Raw genomic sequence first — 17,649 nt, 5'->3', positions numbered from 1 at the left:
TTTAGATATTAAATTTTAATTCTAAATCAAGATTCGCAAAAATAATGATTTTAAAAGAATTGTAAATTTAATTTTTGATTAATTACAATGATGTGCTTAACAAAAAATCTCATCCGAAGATGAGATCTGTATATGTTGTCAATATCTTATGATCGAATTATTGAGTAATTCTCTTAAAAGTATATGTTGTAGACTTATATAAAGCAGGATCTGTCATATCCTCGATTTTAAGATTTAGAGTTTCTGCATCCAGCAAAACTATTTTTCCTTTGTCTGAAACTACCGTCCCTTGATATTTGATTTCAAAATCTTTGCTGCTGCTGTTGTAAATGTAAGTGAAATTACGCTCAGAAATTGTTGAGCATGTCGCAGGTACACCCGCTTCTTCTTTATCACTTCTTTTTCCTGAGTTGTTTTCATTAAAAACCCATCTGGATTCCTGCTGACAAGTTGTATAATCGATTTCGTCGCTCACACCTGCACCTGCACTGTCGACCACTGTTCTCACTTCTTTTATGGGTTTCCAAGTTCCTACAAGAGGAAATTCCTGCACTTTTTTATCATCGTCATCATTACATCCTGTAGCTATCATTAATGACAAACATGCAAATATTAATGCTAATTTCTTCATATATCAAATTTTTCAAGGCTTAAAATTATGATTTTTTTTAAAAAGACAATCATTTTTTTTCAATTTTGGAATCATAATTTATATTTTCTTATAAATAATGCTTTTAAAGAGTGTTTCCAAAGCCTTATATTTGCGAAAAATAGGTATGCCGGAAGTTTCTATTATCACGCCTTGCTACAATTCTTCAAAATTTTTGGAAGAAACCATTAATTCTGTGAAAAACCAGACTTTTACAGATTGGGAATGGCTGATAACGGATGATCATTCTTCCGACAACTCTGTGGAAATTATTAAAAATATTAAAGATCCGCGAATAAAACTTAGTATTACCGAAAAAAATGGCGGCGCGGGACACGCAAGAAATATTTCGTTACAAAATGCGACCGGAAGATATATTACATTTCTGGATGCTGATGATTTTTGGGAACCTGATTTTCTGGAAGAAATGATCGGTTTTATGAAGAAAGAAAATGCCGAAATTGCCTATTCCAATTACGCAAGGTGTGATGAAAATTTAGTTCCGAAAATTGAAGATTTTAAGGCTGATAAAGAAGTAAATTTTAATAATTTATTAAAAACATGCCGCCTTTCTTTACTTTCATCAATGTACGATTCTCAAAGGGTTGGTAAAGAATATTTTCCGGAAGGCAGCAAACGTGAAGATCATGTAATGTGGCTTAATCTGTTAAAAAAAATACCAACCGGAAAACCGCTTCCGAAAACAATGGCAAAATACAGAATGCATGCAACCAGCGTATCAAGAAAGAAACAAAATATCATAAAAGATCAGTATTTAGTTTATAAAAACTTTATGAAATTCTCAACACTAAAATCTTTATATTACACAGCCAATTGGGCTTTTAACGGTTTTTTAAAATACTCTAAAATATTTAATTGATGGAATATTCAAAAGAATTTAAAGCTGCGTTGAGCAATTTTTCATCCATAGAAAAGGACCGTTTGATTTTCAGATTATTGAGAAAAGACAAGCTTTTGTCTAAAAAATTATACTTCGAATTGATCGATACAGAAACCGTTGACCAAAAAAGAAGTCAAATGGAGGAAAATATTGATGAGAAAGTACTTTTAGCTTCGAAATATATTGGCAATCCGAAATATTTTCTCGTCATTATCCGTAGAATAAGCGCAGAAATCACCGAACACGTAAAAATTACTACCGATAAATTTGGAGACGTTTCGCTTAATCTTTTTCTGGTCAATAAGATTCTGGAAAACAATGATAAACTCAATCAGCAAAGATTCGACAATATTTATAAACTTTACATTTATCTGATCAATAAAATCCTGAAGGCTTTAATTTTAGTAAAAAAAATTGATGAAGATTATTGGATTGAAATTGATGAATTGCTTGAAGATTTAGACTTGAAAATTCATGAAAATATTTATCTGGAAAAACTCTGCATCAACAATAGTTTCGATTTTAATTGGCTGAAATGCGAAAATATTCCCGATCATTTGGATTTAATTGTAAAGGAAATAAAAAATGAAGGTTTTTTAAAATGATAAGATTTTCCGGAGAATCAGTTCGGCAGAATTAGGCTGTTTTATAATAAAGCTACTTGCGTTTTCAGACATTTCTTTAAGGGTTTCTTCATTATTTAAAAGATAAGAAATAAAAATTGCTGCCGCATTTTCGTTTTCAAAAGATTTTGCGCCTTTTGCTTTGATCAAATCATCCGCTTCGGGATTTTTCTTGTAATGATTTCCAAAAACCACAGGCACGCCAAAAGTCGCCGCTTCAAGAATATTGTGAAGTCCCGAATCGTGAAATCCTCCGCCAACAACCGCAATATCTGCATAAGAATAAAGTTTTGACAATAATCCGATGCTGTCGATGATCATTATGTTGGAAGCGGGAAGTTGGAAGTTGGAAGTTTGCATTTCGCTGTACAGAATAGAATTTGGAAAGATTTGCTTTAAAATTTCCACTCTTTTTAGATCGTGTGGCGCAATGATAATTTTTGCATTCGGATTGTTTTCAGAAACTATTTTAGCAATTTTTTCTTCAGCCTGCCACGAACTTCCAAATACAATTGTCTTTTTTTCTTCAATAAATTCTTTAACGAAACCAACATTATTATCACGCATTCTCAAATGTTTTACACGGTCAAATCTTGTATCGCCAGTTACCGACGAATTTTGTAAACCAATACTTTTAGCCAAAAGATAAGAATGCTGCGTCTGATGAAAAAACCAGTCTACATTTTTTTTCAGCTGCTTTACAAACCATTTTCCGTAAGATGTAAAAAAAGATTGTCTTTCATAAAATAAAGCTGAAATCACAAAAGTTTTTACCTTATTCTTTTTCAGCTCATCGAGAAGATTATACCAATAATCATATTTCACCGTAAAAAATAGTTCAGCAGAAAATTCGTTGATAAATTCTTTTACGTTTTGCCTTGTATCAAATGGTAAATAGCAAACTGCATCGGCAATATTTTTCTTTTTAACTACATTCTCATAACCTGATGGCGAAAAGAAAGTAACTAAAATTTTATGTTGAGGAAATTGTTGTTTCAGCCGCTCCAAAACAGGTAATCCCTGCTCATATTCGCCTAAGCTTGCCGCATGCATCCAAATTACTTTATCTGTTTTTGAAAGCTTGGATTTAATAATATCTAAAGATTGTTTTCTTCCTTCAACGCCTTTTTTAGTTTTATCATTAAACAACGAAAAAACCTTCATTCCGAAAATGAATAAATAGATAAATATATTGTAAAGGAGTTTCAATTTCTAATTTTAGAGATTTCCGTTTTGCTTTCTTTAAGCATTTTAAAAATGTGTAAACCTAAAATGGCAAACAATAATCCTAATAATATAAATGCGGCAATGCTCATTTCCTGTAATTTCCCTTGTGCTATCAATACGCTTTCTACAATTGTATCAGCCAATAAAAGCAGCGCAGGAAGCAATATGCTGTACATTAAAACCTTCAAGCTTTCTTTATTTCGATAATTTTGAGGAACATTCAGCAAAGGCGAATCGGGATTTTTAGGAATACCAACAAGAAGTAAGAACAAAAATGTCGCAATTGCCGGCAAAAACCAGACTGCTCTCTTTTCACTTTCTCCGTCAACAGTTCCATTTACTGCAAAATGTGAAGGAACAATTTCCGGTAATTCCGCATAAGTTGTCGCAGTAAAAACCCAGATAAAAATGAGAAGTAAAATATTGATAGCCAATAACAAACCAGAAAATTTCATTATTAAATTATGCTTTTAATTACTCTTAATTTATGCGTATGCTTATTCATTTCTTTATTAAAAATCCCGGTAGAATCCAACGTATCAATTCTCACTTTTCCTGAAGCATGAATGATTTTCTGGTTTTCGAGCATGATTCCAACATGAATAATTTTACCTTCGGAGTTTTCGAAAAAAGCAAGATCTCCGGGTTGGCTTTCTTCCACGAAACTTAAAACTTCGCCCACTTCAGCCTGTTGATAAGCATCTCTCGGAAGCTTTATATTATGAATTTTATAAACCAATTGCGTAAATCCCGAACAATCTACCGCAAAAAAGCTTTTTCCACCCCATAAATAAGGAACATTCAGGAATTCTTTGGCCGTCAAAGCAATACTTTCGCGCACATCATGACTGCGACGGGAAGCAACAGCGGGATATTCCACTTCAGAACCCATCGAAAGCAAAGTGCGCCCGTCATTGGTCATTATAGAAGAAAAATCTTCTGTAATCATTGTTGTTTTGCGGTTTACCAAATATTCCTCGGCGACAGGTTTTATCTGTTTGATATCCATCCAGCCTTCATATCCGTCGTAATGCATTTTTATTTTGGTCCAGTTTTTATTCACTTCCAAAATATCTGCGCTTTCTCCAAACAAAATTTCCGTTACAATTTCTGCTTTGTCAGAATTTTCTGCACGTACAGGCGCCACAGTAACAACACAAATTCCTTTATTCATTAATTTTAAATTAAAGTTATAGCTTTAGGCTAAGTCTAAATAATTGTAAAAATATCAATCTTAAGCCAGCTTTACTTACTTTCTTCGAAGCAAATTGACTCCGTCTCGCAAAGGTAAAATAAGATTTTCAAAATCGTCATCTTTCGCAACCAAATCATTCAGCTCTTTAATAATCTGAGTAGACTTTTGCTTTGGGTTTTCTTCCAAAACTTTTCCGTACCAAAGAACGTTGTCAAATAGTATAACAGATCCTGATTTCGTTTTGGGCTTGATCAGTCTAAAATATTCGGCGTAATTTTCTTTATCTGCATCAATAAAAACCAGATTAAAAACTTCATCAGTTTCCTTTAAAAACTCTTTCGCATCCTGAAGCTTGAAATTGATCTGATCTGAATAATCACTTTCGGTAAAATATTTTTCAGGCAGATAAGCCAAATCTTCATTGACGTCTAAAGTAGTGATTTTACCGCCTTTTGCCAATCCTTCAGCCATACATAATGTTGCATAGCCGGTAAAAGTACCAATTTCTAAAACATTTTGAGGCTGCAGGATTTTTGAAATAATGGTAAGCAATCTTCCCTGCTGATACCCCGAAATCATATGTGGCTGCGTGGTTTTCTGAAAGGTTTCTTTTCTCAGTTTCCTGAGAATTTCAGGCTCCGAGGAAGCATGATTTTCCAGATAACGGTCCATTTCAGGGTTTTCTTCTTCAAAAAAGCTCATATTAATGATTATTTTAAATTTTACTTAAATATAAAAAATCCCGATAAATTTATCGGGATTCTGTATGAATATTTTTTATGATATTATTTCTTAGGCGTAATATCCATCAACTTCATGAATTCATCAAGTTTTGGCATGATGATAATCTCGGTTCTTCTGTTTTCTGCTCTTCCGGAAACACTCATGTTTGTAGCTTTAGGATTGTATTCTGAACGTCCGCCTGCTGTAATTCTTGAAGGATCAACTCCAAACTGAGTCTGCAAAACTTTAGCAACCGCAGTTCCTCTCAAAGCCGAAAGATCCCAGTTGTCTTTTGGTAAATTAGGCGAGTTTAGAGGCGCATTATCTGTATTTCCTTCAATCAGCACAGAATATTTATCATAATCATTGATTACTTTAGCCACTTTACCCAAAACTTCCTGAGCAGCCGGCAACACGTTGTAATCTCCTGTTTTATAAAGCATTTTATCGGAAAGCGAAATCATCACCACTCCTTTCAGTACTTTTACCTGAACATCGTCATCTGTTACGTTATCCAATGATCTTTTAAGCTTGTTTGACAATGCTAAATTTAAACTGTCATTCTTCGCATTTGCTGAAATAAGCTGCTTGATATAAGAGTTTGAAGAATTGATCTCTCCTACCAATTTATCAATATTTGCAGAGCTTTTTCCTGTATTTGAAAGACATGCATCCAAAGACGATTTCAGAGCGTCATGCTGACTTTTCAACAAATTATTCTCTGCAGTCAAAGAAGAGTTTTGACCTTTCAGATCCTGAATTTCTCTTTGTCTTTCGCCAATATTTTCGATACACTGTTTGTAGTTACCGCTCAGAGCGTCATACTGTTTTTTACTTACACAAGATGTTACACCCAACACCATTGCAGAAACTGCTAGAATTTTAAATATCTTCATAAATAATGTATTTTAAACGGTTTCAAAGTTAGCAAAATTCATTTTAATTATAAGGTTTATCTTTGTATAAAAGAAATTCTAAGCATTATGCTTGAAAAATCAAACTTCAAAAAACAGCTTCAAAATATTATAAAATCACCCGAAAACAGCACTTATCTTTTGGCGGTAAGCGGAGGCGTAGATTCTATGGTTTTGGCAGCGTTATTCAGTGATTTTGAGTTCAAATTCCAAGTTGCGCACATTAATTATAAGCTTCGCGGAAAAGATTCTGATCTGGATCAAAAACTGGTGGAAAATTTCTGCAAAAAAAATAATATTAAATTTCATTTATATACAGTTTCGGAAAAAGATAACAAACCCGAAAATTCTATTCAGCTTTGGGCAAGAGACTTGAGATATCGATTTTTCAGAGAAATTCAAAAAAAAGAAAAGCTGGATTATTTGGTAACGGCTCATCATCTGAATGATCAATTGGAAACGTTTGTCATTAACCTTTCAAAAGCTTCAGGAATAAAAGGCTTAAGCGGAATTCCTGCAAATGAAAACCAAATTCTCCGACCTCTTTTACAGTTTTCCAAAGATCAAATTTATGATTTTGCTAAAAAAAATGATATTGAATTTCGTGAAGATCTTTCGAATAAAAAAAGTGATTATTTAAGAAATAAAATCAGAAACCAAATAGTTCCAAAACTTCTGGAAACAAATGATCATTTTCTTGAAAATTTTAAAAAAAGCTTATCTTTTTTGAATGAAACTAAAGATTTTGTACAAAAGCAAATTGGTGATATCGAAAAAAAAATCTCCACTTTTCATTCGGATCAAATCGTTTTAAACAAAGAAAAACTAAATATCGAAAGTGATTTTGTAAAATTTGAAATCTTAAAAAAATACGGATTTTCGCAAACAGAAGAAATTCCAAAAATTTTCAAAGCCAAAACCGGAAGTTCTTTTTTTTCAGAAAATTACCATTTGACAATCAACCGAAATCAGCTTATTATCAAAGAAATAAAACAAAATAAAGAATCCGTTGAGGAAATTATTCTAACAAATCCTTCGGATTTCCATTTAAATCTAACAAAAATTGATCTTTCAGAAATGATTGAAGTCGATGAATTTAATTGGGATTTTGATGCCGAAAAAATAACTTTGCCTTTAAAATTAAGAAAAAAAGCGGAAGGCGATCTCTTTTTTCCAATCGGATTTTCGGGAAAAAAGAAAATTTCAAAATTTTTTAAGGACGAAAAATTATCTCTTTTCGATAAAGAAAAAACGTGGTTGCTTTGTGATGCAGAAAACCAGATTTTAGGAATCATTCCTTACAGACAAGACCGGAGATTTTCGGCAGATAAAAACACAACAAAAGTGCTGAAAATATTATGGATAAAAGAAAAACAAATGCTTTAGCAATAGATGATTTTAAACAAAACAGCAATATTGCCTTCGGCATTTTGTATCAAAAGTATTTCGTATATACAAAAAAATTCGTTCTTAATAACAGCGGAAATATCGAAGATGCTGAAGACATTTTTCAGGATGCTCTGATTATTTTATACGAAAAATTACACGCCGATAATTTCGTAGCTTACACTTGCCTTGCCAATTATGTTTCAGGAATTTCTAAAAACCTTTGGCTGAAAAAATTAAAAAACAGAAAATTTTTAAATGATATTCCAGACAATTATTATCTGAAAAATCAGGAAGAGATTGATCTGGCGATAGAAAACGAGCGCGATCATTGGGATAAACTGAATGATTATATGAATTCTATTTCGCATCATTGCAAAAATCTCATCAGCGATATCTTTATGAAGAATAAAAATATTGACGAAATTCAAAGTAAATATCAATATTCCAGCAGACATAATGCGCAAAACCAAAAATACAAATGTATTGAGCAAATAAGGAAGATAAAGGATAAACGTGATTAACTTTAATTCATTATTAAAAAAAAAAAAAAAAACATTAAAAATTAAAATATTTGGGTGATTTTTATGGTTATTTTGTAATTAATAGTAAGATTTATAAATATTTTACGTAATTTTAAAAAAATACCATTATGAAACGATTAATTTTTCCAACCTTATTTTTGATGTTAATAACATCATTTTTAATACAATGTAAAGACGATTTTCCAATAATGCCCGAACCCAGCTATGAAGAAATTGTAGCAGTAGCCAACAAAGGAGCAGGAAGTGTAAGCTTTATCAATTCACAAAACAACGAGCTGATAAAAACGCTTTCCATTCCCAATTCTGAACCCATGTACGTTGTCTATGTAGCAAAAAACGACCGCCTTTATGTGGGAGACAGAGCCGGGAAAAAGATAGATGTGATAAACCCTGCTTCAAAAACTGTTGAAACTTCAATTCCGGTCGGAACCGGAGTTTTCCATATGTGGGCGGGAGGAAACGGAAGCCAGCTTTGGGTAAATAATGACATTGACAATACCATATCTGTAATCAATATCAGCACAAATACTGTTGTAAAAACAATTGATGTCGGAATGAAACCTCACGATGTTTTTGTAACACAAGACGGCAGCAAAGCTTTTGTATCGGTTTTCAGTCCCGATCCTGCAACACCGGATAAAATTTTCATGTATTCTACTGCCAACTTCAATAAAACAGCAGAAATGAACGTAGGAAAAGATCCGCATCTGTATCATATTCCAAGTACAAACAAGCTATATGTACCGTGTCAATCCGGCGAACTTTTTGTTTTAGACGGAAACAACCTCAATATACTTGAAGAAAAAAACTTTCTGGGAGCGCATGGGATTTTCCCTTCTCCTGATAATAAATATCTTTTTGTAACCAATCTTCCGGGAAGCCAAATCTACACGATCAAAACTTCAGATGTTTCACAATTGGGAATGCCTACTTCTACAACAACCGCCGTACCTCACAATGTAGTTGTAAACGAAATGGGAAACAAGCTTTTTGTAACACATTCCGGAGCTACTGCGGATAAAGTAAGTATTTATGCAATTAATAATGGATTATTAAGCTTACAATCTACAATTACTACAGCTACCAATCCTTTTGGAATAGCGTATTATAAAAGAGAGATAAAATAATTGATTATTAAAATATAAACTGCAAAGATTAACAACCATTAAAATAATAATTTAATCATTAAAAACCAATCAATTACAAATAATCACTCACAACTTGGGTGATTATTTTTGCTTTTGGGGACTTAATTATAAATATCAATATTATGTTTAAAACAATTGTATACGGTTTATGTTTGTTTTTTGGAACTTTCATCAATGCACAAAATAAAAACGGAATTCATTTTCAAGAAATCGATCTGGAAGCAGCAAAAAAAATCGCTCAGAAAGAAAATAAATTAATTTTTATTGACATGTACACAACTTGGTGCGGACCATGTAAACTGATGAAGAAAAAAACTTTCACTGATGAAAAGCTTGGCGAAATATTTAATAAAAACTTCGTAAATCTTGCCATTGACGCAGAAAAAGAAGGAAAAGAGCTGGCAAAAAAATTCAAGATTGTTAATTATCCTTCCTTTTTATTTTTAGACAAAAATGGCGAACTGGTTCAATATGATTTTGGGTATTACAATGCCGAACAGTTTTCCAGAGTCGGAATGGCTGTTTTAAACAAAGCTTCCTCTTCAAAAAACAGCGTTAAAAGCATCAGCGATGTAAAAGGGAAAATGGTTGGGGATAAAATTGAAGACTTTTCAGCGAAAGATCAGCTGGGAAATACATTTACTTTATCTGAACAAAAACAGAAAATCGTTTTGGTTTTTATCCGCGGGCAATGGTGTCCGTATTGTAATAAATATATCGAAAAACTTCAGGATTTGTCTCCGGAACTTAAAGCTAAAAACGCAAGATTGGTCATTGTATCACCAGAAAAGCCTGAATTTATAGAAAAAACTATTCAAAAGACAAAAACCAATTACACTGTTTTGTATGACGAAGGATATAAAATCGCCGAAGCTTTTGATGTGCTTTACACTCCCGACACCAAAATTTTGGATTTCTACAATTCCAGACTGAAAGATGATTTTGCAAAAAGCAGATCCGACAATTCGGGAAGACTGCCGGTTTCGGCGACATTCATTATCAATGAAAACAAGGAAATCAAATGGAGACATTTTGATCCGGATTATAAACAAAGAGCTTCGGTTGAAGACATTCTGAAGAATTTATAATATTAATTTAAAAAAATTCACAAATGAAAAAAAAATATATACACTATTTCTGCGTCGTTTTTCTATTTGCAGCTGCCAACATTTTTCAGGCTCAAGGTTGCAGCGATGCAGGATTTTGCACCGTAAATAGTCTAAAACCGCATCAGAATGATTCTATTTCTGCATACAAAAACCAATTGAAAGTTGGCTTTTCTGCCGGAAGCGCCGATCACGACATTTCGGTTTTCGGACAATATGCAGAATACGGCAGACAAATCAATTCTAAGTTTGGAATAAATGCTAAAGTTACCTCTCTTTCACAAGCTGGAAATGACATAAGCACGTTTGGTTTGTCGGATATTTATTTAAGCACAAATTATCGTGCCGATAAAAATCTAACATTTACGTTAGGCACAAAAATCCCTTTAACGAACGGAAATGAAACTAAAAACGGAGAAGCTTTACCAATGGACTATCAATCCAGTTTAGGAACTTTTGACCTTATTGTCGGAGCAGGATATCAAATTAAAAAACTACAATTGGTTGCGGCTTTACAACAACCTTTGTCGCAAAACAGCAATCAGTTTGTTGCTGAAAATTATCCTGTAAATTCGCCGTTGAGAAGTTTTCATACAACCAAAGATTTCAAAAGAAGCGGTGATGTTTTGTTAAGAGCTTCGTATCCTTTCAAAATTACCGACAAACTTCAAATTACCCCAGGTTTATTAAACATTTACCATCTTTCCAATGATAAATTCACAAACCTTTCGGGGACAGAACAGGAAATTGAAGAATCTCAAGGCTTGACCATTAATGGAAATCTGTTTTTAGATTACAACATCAACCAAACCAGTGCTCTTCAACTAAATGTAGGAGCGCCATTTTTGATTCGGGATATCCGTCCGGATGGTTTGACGCGTAGTTTCATCGCAACTTTGGAATACAGCTTTAAGTTTTGATATGAAACCTTCGTAAATAATTTCAAAAACTCTATTTTTGTAAACTTTCTTAATTAAATATAAGTCTCAATATGTGGTTTAAATCAGTCAATAAAATATTCCTGCTGTTTTTTCTAACGCTTTTTGTAGGAATTTCAGCACAAATAAAAAACCCTGTAAAGTTCAAATTCACTGTTAATGATTTAGGCAACAATCAATATGAGGCCGTTCTGAACGCAACTTTGGAAAGCGGCTGGCATATTTATTCAAGAGATATTCCCGAAGATACAGGAATTCCGACCGAATATATTGTATCCGGAAAAAACATAGAACTGATCGGAAAATTCCAGGAAGTCGGAAAAAAACATGAAGAGTTTTCTGAAGCTTTTGGCGGAACAATTGTGTATTATTCCAATTCGGCAGGTTTTAAGCAGAAATTTAAACTAAAAGATCCTGCAAAACCCGGTGATGTTGTTGCAGAAATCACTTATCAGACTTGTGACGACAGAGTTTGTCTGGCTCCGAATACATTAGAGTTTAATCAAAAAATTACTCCAAAAGGCATTTCTGAAGAAGCTGTAACTGAGCAAACACCGGAAATAACAAAAGACACGGCAAAAACTACAGAAGTCACTGTTGTTGCGCCTGTCAACTCAACAATTACTGTTACAGAAACTTCTCAACTTGACCCAAAACAGTTGAAAATAGCATCAATAGATTTCAAAAAACCTTTGACAGATTGCGGAACAGCAGCAGTTGAGGCTTCAGAAAATTATTGGACTTATTTATTTTTAGGTTTCATTGGAGGATTGATCGCCTTGCTCACGCCTTGCGTTTTCCCGATGATTCCGCTCACGGTTTCTTTCTTTACGAAAGGAAATAAAAATAAAGCAAAAGGTAAAAGAGACGCATTGATTTATGGGTTTTTCATTTTATTGATTTTTATTTTATTAAGTATTCCTTTCCATATTATTGATGGAATTGCAGGAAATATTTTCAACGAAATCTCCACAAGCGTTTGGCTGAATATTGTATTTTTCATCATATTCATTTTCTTCGCGGGAAGTTTCTTCGGATATTACGACATTACATTACCAAGTTCGATTGCCAACAAATCTTCAAAAGCAGAAGAAGCCGGCGGAATTATCGGTATTTTCTTTATGGCTTTGACTTTGGTAATAGTCTCTTTTTCGTGTACAGGACCAATTTTAGGAAGCTTATTGGGAAGTGCGGTTACAGGATCGGCAAACGTTCCGATGTTGCTGACTTTTGCTTTGGCAGGTTTCGGATTGGCTTGGGCGATTATTTTCGGACTTTTGGCATTATTCCCGCAAGCTTTGCAAAGCCTTCCAAAATCTGGTGGCTGGATGAATACCGTGAAAGTAGTTTTAGGATTTGTGGAATTGGCTTTAGCTTTAAAATTCTTATCAAAAGCAGATTTAGTTTCAAAAACCTTCCTTATCAAACGTGAACTTTTCATTGCAATCTGGATTGTGATTGCGATTGGTTTAGTATTATATTTATTCGGATTGATAAGATTTCCGCATGACGATAAAAAACCGAAAATTTCTGTTACAAGAAAGATTTTAGGCGTTTTAGGAATTGGTTTTGTGATTTATTTAATTCAGGGATTAATTCCTGCCGAACGTCCGAAACTTCAATTATTAAGCGGAATTTTACCTCCACTGAACGTAAGTTATTTCCATGACGAAAAAGACGGAATTCTTGGAATGCACCCGGAACATGATTTCTTTAAAGCTATTGAATTAGCCAAAAAAGAAAACAAACCAATCCTGATTGACTTCACGGGTTATGGTTGTGAAAACTGCAGAAAAATGGAGGAATTCGTTTGGAGCGAGCCCGATATTTTACCAATTCTTCAAAACGACATTGTTCTCGCTTCGCTTTATGTGGACGACAAAGAAGAACTTCCCGAAGATCAACAAACTAAAATTGATTTGGGAGAAGGACAAGTAAAAAAAGTAAAAACAATTGGTGACAGATGGAGTTTGTTCCAACAAGTGAATTTTAATAACAATTCGCAGCCGCATTATGTTTTGATCACTCCGGACGGAAAAGTAATCAATACGCCGGTTTCAGGATATATGCCGAAAGAGGATTTCAAAAAATTCTTGGAATGTGGCGTCAATTATTATAAACAAAATAAATAATAACAACAATAATATTTATAAAGCTCACTTCGAAAGTTGTGAGCTTTTTTTTGTTTTAAAATATTAATCATAATTTTTCATAAAAAAGATTGAATAATAAATTTATCAATAATAATTTATGCTAAACATTTAATCAAATACAAAAATTATTGTTGATTATTAAATTCAGGTATGCATTTTGTATTGATTTTTAAACCGGCATCTATATATTAGAAAATGCCAATTGTTTAACCTTAAAAATTAATATCATGGCTGAAATTATCGCACAAGAGCAGAAAGAAAAAAAGACACGGCAGAGAAAGAAACTAATCCGTATTGATATGACTCCGATGGTAGATTTGGGATTTCTGTTGATTACATTCTTTATGTTTACAACCAATTTTACCAAACCTAATGTGATGGATTTGGGATTGCCGGCAAAAGATCAAAAACCAGCGCCAATCAACGATAACGTGATACACGAAAAAAATCAAGTTACATTTATTCTTGGGAAAAACGACCGGGTTTTTTATCATCAAAGCAATGAAAAAGATCTGACTAAAAACAATTTAGAAGAAACCGATTTTAGCGGAGTGAAAATTTCGAAAATCATTTCCGAAGCGTACAATAAAGCGCCGGTTAAAAAGAATTTCACGGTTATCATAAAACCAACCGATGAAGCGAATTACAAAAATTTCGTCGACATTCTTGATAATATTGCGATTTCAAAAAAAGAACGATACGGAATTACAGACATAAAACCATGGGAAACGAAAGTTTATGAAGAATTGACAAAATAAGAAGAAAGGGCATTTTAAAATGCTCTTTTTTATTTAAATTTGAGAGTAATAATTTATTTGTTAATGAAAAATCTAATCGCCGCCTTTACTTTGGTAATTCTAATAACGTCATGTTCTAAAAAAGAAACGCAACCATCATCAAACCAAGCCGACAGCACAAGAATTGTAGATTCCATCAACGCTGCAAGAACAAAAATAAACGACAGCATAAAATCTCTGAATAGCAAAAACCGTTTTAAAGATTTCAGCGGAAGTCATCAATTCACACATAATCTGATCAAAAACCCTGGCAAAGTTGAATTTAAAAAAATAGAAGATGAAAGAGATCATTACAACGTTTCGGGGAATATAAAATCAGGCGAAAATTTTGTTAAGATAAATGGTTTTATGGCTGTAGTTACCGACAAACACATGAATTTTACAGGCGAAATTTCGCAAAGTATTTCTGAAAACGACAACGGAAAAACATACACCAGAAAAGGAACAAAAACTTTTTTGTCAAAAGACGGCGGCAAAACATGGAGGCTTCAGGATATGGTAAATGGTTCGGGTTTTGTAGACTATATTGACATTCATTTTTAATTTTTAAACTATGCTCAATTTCGAAAAAAAGGGAAACGGAAAAGAAACTTTGGTTCTGCTTCATGGTTTCATGGAAAATGTCAGTATTTGGAACGATATGGAACCTCATCTTTCGGGAGATTTTTCCTTGCTAAAGATCGATCTTCCCGGTCATGGAAAATCTGATATTTTAGCAGAAACCCACACAATGGAATTGATGGCGGAAGAAGTAAAAAAGGTAATTGATCATGAAAAATTAGACAAAATACATCTTCTTGGCCATTCAATGGGCGGCTATACTTCGTTGGCTTTTGCTGAAAAGTATCCTGAATTACTGAAAAGTTTAACTTTATTTTTTTCGACTTATTTTGCAGACGATGAAGAGAAAAAAAATCAACGTATCAAAAGCTACAGAATTATTAAAGAAGCTTATTCGAATTATGCAAGAGCCGGAATTCCAAACTTATTTAATCAAAATGAAAGAAACGTTTTGGAAGGAAAAATAGAAACCGCTCTCGAAATTGCACTTTCTACGAACAATTTAGGCGCTTTAGCATGTGTAAAAGGCATGGTTGAAAGAACCGATAAAAAGCATATTCTGGAAAACCTTGAAGCTAAAATTTTAGTTTTAGCAGGAAAACACGACAACGCCGTGAAAACAGAAAATACAATTAATAATCTTCCGGACAGAACCAATATAAAATCTTATGTTTTAGATTGCGGACATAACGGACATTGGGAAAAACCCAGCATTTGCGCAGAAATCATCAATACCGAACTTCTTCATCATCTCCCGAAAAAATTGCTTCTTTAATATGCAATTAATTAAAATCTTGTATATTAGTAAAGCTTAAATTTTTCAATGGGTTTATTCTCTTTTAAAAAAAAGAAACCAATTATCGGTCTTACTTTATCCGGCGGCGGTATGCGCGGAATCGCACACATTGCCGTTCTTAAAGCTTTGGAAGAATACGGACTGAAACCACATATCATTTCCGGAACCAGCGCCGGATCTATCATTGCTGCTTTTTATTCGTTTGGGAAAACTCCGGATGAAATGATGAAAATCGTAAAAGAAACCACTTTTTTCTCGCGTTCTTATCTGAAACTTTCGAGAAACGGGATTTTTAGTTCAAAGTTTATCCTGAAATTATTTAATGACCATTTTCCGGAAGATGATTTTAAAATTTTAAAGATTCCGGTAATTGTTGCCGCGACGGAAATGACTCACGGTATTGTAGATTTTTTCTCGGAAGGTGAATTATTCGGTCCTCTTTTGGCTTCATCAAGCGTCCCTTTTGTGCTGCCACCCGTAAGAATTGGCGAAAAAGTGTATGTTGACGGCGGTGTTTTAGATAACCTTCCAATTGAGCCTATTTTAGATAAATGTGATTTCCTTATCGGCTCGCATGTGAACTCGATAAGTTATGATCCTTTAGAAAATCTGAGTTTAATGAAAGAGTTTGACAGGATTTTACATTTGGCAATTGCTAAATCAGTTTATTCAAAAGCTAAATCCTGTGATATATTTTTAGATCCTCCGAAAATGACAAAATTCAGCTTATTCAATAAAAAATTCCTTGATGAAATGTTTTCCGAGGTTTATGAATATACCTGTAAAGAGCTTGAAGAAAAGGGTTATAAGAAGTTATGAGTTGTTAGTTATAAATTATGAGTTGAAAAAATCTTTTTTATCTAAACTTTAACTTATTAACTATTAATTAATTACTATTCAACTGATTAACCTTTAACTACAAATTCTCCGCTTCTGTTCTAGCTTTAAATATTTCAAGTGTTTCAGGTAAGGACTCCATGGATTTTCCACCGGCTGCATTGATGTGACCGCCGCCATTGAAATATTTCCTGGAAAACTGATTAACATCCACATCATCTTTACTTCTGAAAGAAATTTTAATAAAATCCTCGTAAAGATCTTCCATGAAAAAAGCCGCCATTTTCACACCGACAATACTCAATCCGTAATTTACAAAACCTTCCGTATCGCCTTTCTGGAAACCGTATTCCTGAAGTTCTTTTCTTGTAAGATATAAAACAGCAACTTTTCCGTCATTTACCACTTCAATTCTTCCTAAAATTAAAGCTAATAAATGCAAACGTGAAACCGTGTTTGTATCCCAAGTATTTGATGTAATAATCGATGGATCGGCTCCTTTTTCAATTAAATTAGCTACAATTCTGTGCGTCGTTGCGCTTGTAGAACGGAAACGGAAGCCTCCGGTATCGGTCATGATTCCTGTATACAAACATTCTGCAATCTCTTTGTTAACCAGCTTTTCGTCATCCATCGCTTCGATAAAATGATAAATCATCTGACAAGTCGCAGGAATTACCGTATCGGAATAGACAAAGTCGAAATCTTCCGGCTGCTGATGATGATCGATAAGAATTTTTTTGGCTTTAGCTCTCATCAGCCAATCTCCCAAAATACCAATTCGCGCTGGAGAATTAAAGTCAAGACAAAAAATAACATCTGCAGCATTGATCAGATCAAAAGCTATTTTTCTTTTATATTCTCCAATGATATTTTTCTTTGCTTCGGGCATCCATTTCAGAAACTTCGGAAAATCGTTGGGAACAACAACTTCTGCTTCAATACCTTTTGCGCGCAAATAATGCTTTAAACCTAAACTAGAACCAATGGCATCGCCATCCGGATTGTAATGGGTAAGGATTACTATTTTATTTTCCGGTACAAGAAGCGTATTGATCTCTAAAAGTTCTACAGGTGTAAACATTGGGTTTCTTTAAAATTTGAAGATTCAAAGATAAAGTTTTTATACGGATGAGTATAGATTCTCAGT

Annotated in this window: 19 protein-coding genes; 12 read left to right on the top strand and 7 right to left on the bottom strand. The window is 33.5% G+C overall.

Annotated elements, in window-relative coordinates:
* Window positions 1-157: 157 nt before the first annotated feature.
* Window positions 158-631: a lipocalin-like domain-containing protein gene (locus AC6CHK_RS13695; protein WP_498097063.1), complete on the bottom strand. Its 474-nt coding sequence runs from the start codon at window positions 629-631 to the stop codon at window positions 158-160.
* A 145-nt stretch (window positions 632-776) separates the two neighbouring features.
* Here AC6CHK_RS13695 and AC6CHK_RS13690 point away from each other — a divergent pair, with 145 nt between their 5' ends.
* Both AC6CHK_RS13690 and AC6CHK_RS13685 read left to right on the top strand, forming a co-directional pair.
* Window positions 777-1,529 carry a glycosyltransferase family 2 protein gene (locus AC6CHK_RS13690; protein ID WP_498097155.1) on the top strand — a complete coding sequence of 251 codons (753 nt, stop codon included), beginning with the start codon at window positions 777-779 and terminating at the stop codon, window positions 1,527-1,529.
* Window positions 1,529-2,155: a deoxyuridine 5'-triphosphate nucleotidohydrolase gene (locus AC6CHK_RS13685; protein ID WP_498097061.1), complete on the top strand. Its 627-nt coding sequence runs from the start codon at window positions 1,529-1,531 to the stop codon at window positions 2,153-2,155. The genes AC6CHK_RS13690 and AC6CHK_RS13685 overlap by 1 nt, the downstream gene beginning before the upstream one ends.
* Here AC6CHK_RS13685 and AC6CHK_RS13680 read toward each other — a convergent pair.
* The 5 genes from AC6CHK_RS13680 to AC6CHK_RS13660 form a co-directional block, all read right to left on the bottom strand.
* Window positions 2,147-3,382 (bottom strand): 3-deoxy-D-manno-octulosonic acid transferase, encoded by a 1,236-nt coding sequence (locus tag AC6CHK_RS13680; RefSeq protein ID WP_498097059.1) that lies wholly within the window; start codon window positions 3,380-3,382, stop codon window positions 2,147-2,149. The two genes, AC6CHK_RS13685 and AC6CHK_RS13680, sit on opposite strands and share 9 nt — an antisense overlap.
* Window positions 3,379-3,855, bottom strand: a complete 477-nt coding sequence (locus AC6CHK_RS13675; protein ID WP_498097057.1) for a DUF1648 domain-containing protein — start codon at window positions 3,853-3,855, stop codon at window positions 3,379-3,381. The genes AC6CHK_RS13680 and AC6CHK_RS13675 overlap by 4 nt, the downstream gene beginning before the upstream one ends.
* Before the next feature lie 2 nt (window positions 3,856-3,857).
* Window positions 3,858-4,574: a C40 family peptidase gene (locus AC6CHK_RS13670; protein ID WP_498097055.1), complete on the bottom strand. Its 717-nt coding sequence runs from the start codon at window positions 4,572-4,574 to the stop codon at window positions 3,858-3,860.
* 75 nt (window positions 4,575-4,649) lie between these two features.
* Entirely contained in the window at window positions 4,650-5,297 is a 648-nt protein-coding gene (locus tag AC6CHK_RS13665; RefSeq protein ID WP_498097053.1) for an O-methyltransferase, read from the bottom strand.
* Window positions 5,298-5,380: 83 nt separating this feature from the next.
* A complete protein-coding gene (locus AC6CHK_RS13660; protein WP_498097051.1) occupies window positions 5,381-6,214 on the bottom strand; it encodes an OmpA family protein in 834 nt (277 codons plus the stop codon).
* 87 nt (window positions 6,215-6,301) lie between these two features.
* Between AC6CHK_RS13660 and tilS the strand changes: the two genes are divergently transcribed.
* From tilS to AC6CHK_RS13610, 10 genes are all read left to right on the top strand, one after another.
* On the top strand, window positions 6,302-7,618 hold the full coding sequence (gene tilS / locus AC6CHK_RS13655) for a tRNA lysidine(34) synthetase TilS (RefSeq protein WP_498097049.1): 1,317 nt from the start codon (window positions 6,302-6,304) through the stop codon (window positions 7,616-7,618).
* Window positions 7,591-8,142, top strand: coding sequence for an RNA polymerase sigma factor (locus AC6CHK_RS13650; RefSeq protein ID WP_498097047.1), 552 nt, complete (start codon window positions 7,591-7,593; stop codon window positions 8,140-8,142). The genes tilS and AC6CHK_RS13650 overlap by 28 nt, the downstream gene beginning before the upstream one ends.
* 128 nt (window positions 8,143-8,270) lie before the next feature.
* Window positions 8,271-9,290: a YncE family protein gene (locus AC6CHK_RS13645; RefSeq protein WP_498097045.1), complete on the top strand. Its 1,020-nt coding sequence runs from the start codon at window positions 8,271-8,273 to the stop codon at window positions 9,288-9,290.
* A gap of 143 nt (window positions 9,291-9,433) precedes the next feature.
* Window positions 9,434-10,399: a redoxin domain-containing protein gene (locus tag AC6CHK_RS13640; protein WP_498097044.1), complete on the top strand. Its 966-nt coding sequence runs from the start codon at window positions 9,434-9,436 to the stop codon at window positions 10,397-10,399.
* 23 nt (window positions 10,400-10,422) lie between these two features.
* Entirely contained in the window at window positions 10,423-11,337 is a 915-nt protein-coding gene (locus AC6CHK_RS13635; RefSeq protein ID WP_498097042.1) for a hypothetical protein, read from the top strand.
* 71 nt (window positions 11,338-11,408) lie between these two features.
* The gene (locus AC6CHK_RS13630) at window positions 11,409-13,487 is read left to right on the top strand and encodes a protein-disulfide reductase DsbD family protein (protein WP_498097040.1); all 2,079 of its coding nucleotides are present in this window, start codon (window positions 11,409-11,411) and stop codon (window positions 13,485-13,487) included.
* 248 nt (window positions 13,488-13,735) lie between these two features.
* Window positions 13,736-14,266 (top strand): biopolymer transporter ExbD, encoded by a 531-nt coding sequence (locus tag AC6CHK_RS13625; protein ID WP_498097038.1) that lies wholly within the window; start codon window positions 13,736-13,738, stop codon window positions 14,264-14,266.
* Between the two features lie 63 nt (window positions 14,267-14,329).
* Window positions 14,330-14,848 (top strand): hypothetical protein, encoded by a 519-nt coding sequence (locus AC6CHK_RS13620; protein ID WP_498097036.1) that lies wholly within the window; start codon window positions 14,330-14,332, stop codon window positions 14,846-14,848.
* A 10-nt stretch (window positions 14,849-14,858) separates the two neighbouring features.
* Window positions 14,859-15,641 carry an alpha/beta fold hydrolase gene (locus tag AC6CHK_RS13615; protein ID WP_498097034.1) on the top strand — a complete coding sequence of 261 codons (783 nt, stop codon included), beginning with the start codon at window positions 14,859-14,861 and terminating at the stop codon, window positions 15,639-15,641.
* A gap of 48 nt (window positions 15,642-15,689) precedes the next feature.
* Complete coding sequence (locus AC6CHK_RS13610) at window positions 15,690-16,481, top strand: patatin-like phospholipase family protein (protein ID WP_498097032.1); 792 nt, start codon at window positions 15,690-15,692, stop codon at window positions 16,479-16,481.
* Window positions 16,482-16,578: 97 nt separating this feature from the next.
* Here the strand turns inward: AC6CHK_RS13610 and AC6CHK_RS13605 are convergent, their stop codons facing one another.
* Complete coding sequence (locus tag AC6CHK_RS13605) at window positions 16,579-17,583, bottom strand: DHH family phosphoesterase (RefSeq protein ID WP_498097030.1); 1,005 nt, start codon at window positions 17,581-17,583, stop codon at window positions 16,579-16,581.
* Window positions 17,584-17,649: the final 66 nt, after the last annotated feature.

The sequence above is a fragment of the Chryseobacterium sp. GQ58 genome (assembly GCF_059758895.1).
Note: the sequence above shows the minus strand (reverse complement) of the source record. Positions and strands in the feature narration are given on the sequence as shown.

Bases quoted from the DNA above. Each gene is read 5' to 3' on its own strand.
- AC6CHK_RS13695 (WP_498097063.1), bottom strand. From the start codon at position 631: ATGAAGAAATTAGCATTAATATTTGCATGTTTGTCATTAATGATAGCT.
- AC6CHK_RS13690 (WP_498097155.1), top strand. From the start codon at position 777: ATGCCGGAAGTTTCTATTATCACGCCTTGCTACAATTCTTCAAAATTT.
- AC6CHK_RS13685 (WP_498097061.1), top strand. From the start codon at position 1,529: ATGGAATATTCAAAAGAATTTAAAGCTGCGTTGAGCAATTTTTCATCC.
- AC6CHK_RS13675 (WP_498097057.1), bottom strand. From the start codon at position 3,855: ATGAAATTTTCTGGTTTGTTATTGGCTATCAATATTTTACTTCTCATT.
- AC6CHK_RS13670 (WP_498097055.1), bottom strand. From the start codon at position 4,574: ATGAATAAAGGAATTTGTGTTGTTACTGTGGCGCCTGTACGTGCAGAA.
- AC6CHK_RS13665 (WP_498097053.1), bottom strand. From the start codon at position 5,297: ATGAGCTTTTTTGAAGAAGAAAACCCTGAAATGGACCGTTATCTGGAA.
- AC6CHK_RS13660 (WP_498097051.1), bottom strand. From the start codon at position 6,214: ATGAAGATATTTAAAATTCTAGCAGTTTCTGCAATGGTGTTGGGTGTA.
- tilS (WP_498097049.1), top strand. From the start codon at position 6,302: ATGCTTGAAAAATCAAACTTCAAAAAACAGCTTCAAAATATTATAAAA.
- AC6CHK_RS13650 (WP_498097047.1), top strand. From the start codon at position 7,591: ATGGATAAAAGAAAAACAAATGCTTTAGCAATAGATGATTTTAAACAA.
- AC6CHK_RS13645 (WP_498097045.1), top strand. From the start codon at position 8,271: ATGAAACGATTAATTTTTCCAACCTTATTTTTGATGTTAATAACATCA.
- AC6CHK_RS13640 (WP_498097044.1), top strand. From the start codon at position 9,434: ATGTTTAAAACAATTGTATACGGTTTATGTTTGTTTTTTGGAACTTTC.
- AC6CHK_RS13635 (WP_498097042.1), top strand. From the start codon at position 10,423: ATGAAAAAAAAATATATACACTATTTCTGCGTCGTTTTTCTATTTGCA.
- AC6CHK_RS13630 (WP_498097040.1), top strand. From the start codon at position 11,409: ATGTGGTTTAAATCAGTCAATAAAATATTCCTGCTGTTTTTTCTAACG.
- AC6CHK_RS13625 (WP_498097038.1), top strand. From the start codon at position 13,736: ATGGCTGAAATTATCGCACAAGAGCAGAAAGAAAAAAAGACACGGCAG.
- AC6CHK_RS13620 (WP_498097036.1), top strand. From the start codon at position 14,330: ATGAAAAATCTAATCGCCGCCTTTACTTTGGTAATTCTAATAACGTCA.
- AC6CHK_RS13615 (WP_498097034.1), top strand. From the start codon at position 14,859: ATGCTCAATTTCGAAAAAAAGGGAAACGGAAAAGAAACTTTGGTTCTG.
- AC6CHK_RS13610 (WP_498097032.1), top strand. From the start codon at position 15,690: ATGGGTTTATTCTCTTTTAAAAAAAAGAAACCAATTATCGGTCTTACT.
- AC6CHK_RS13605 (WP_498097030.1), bottom strand. From the start codon at position 17,583: ATGTTTACACCTGTAGAACTTTTAGAGATCAATACGCTTCTTGTACCG.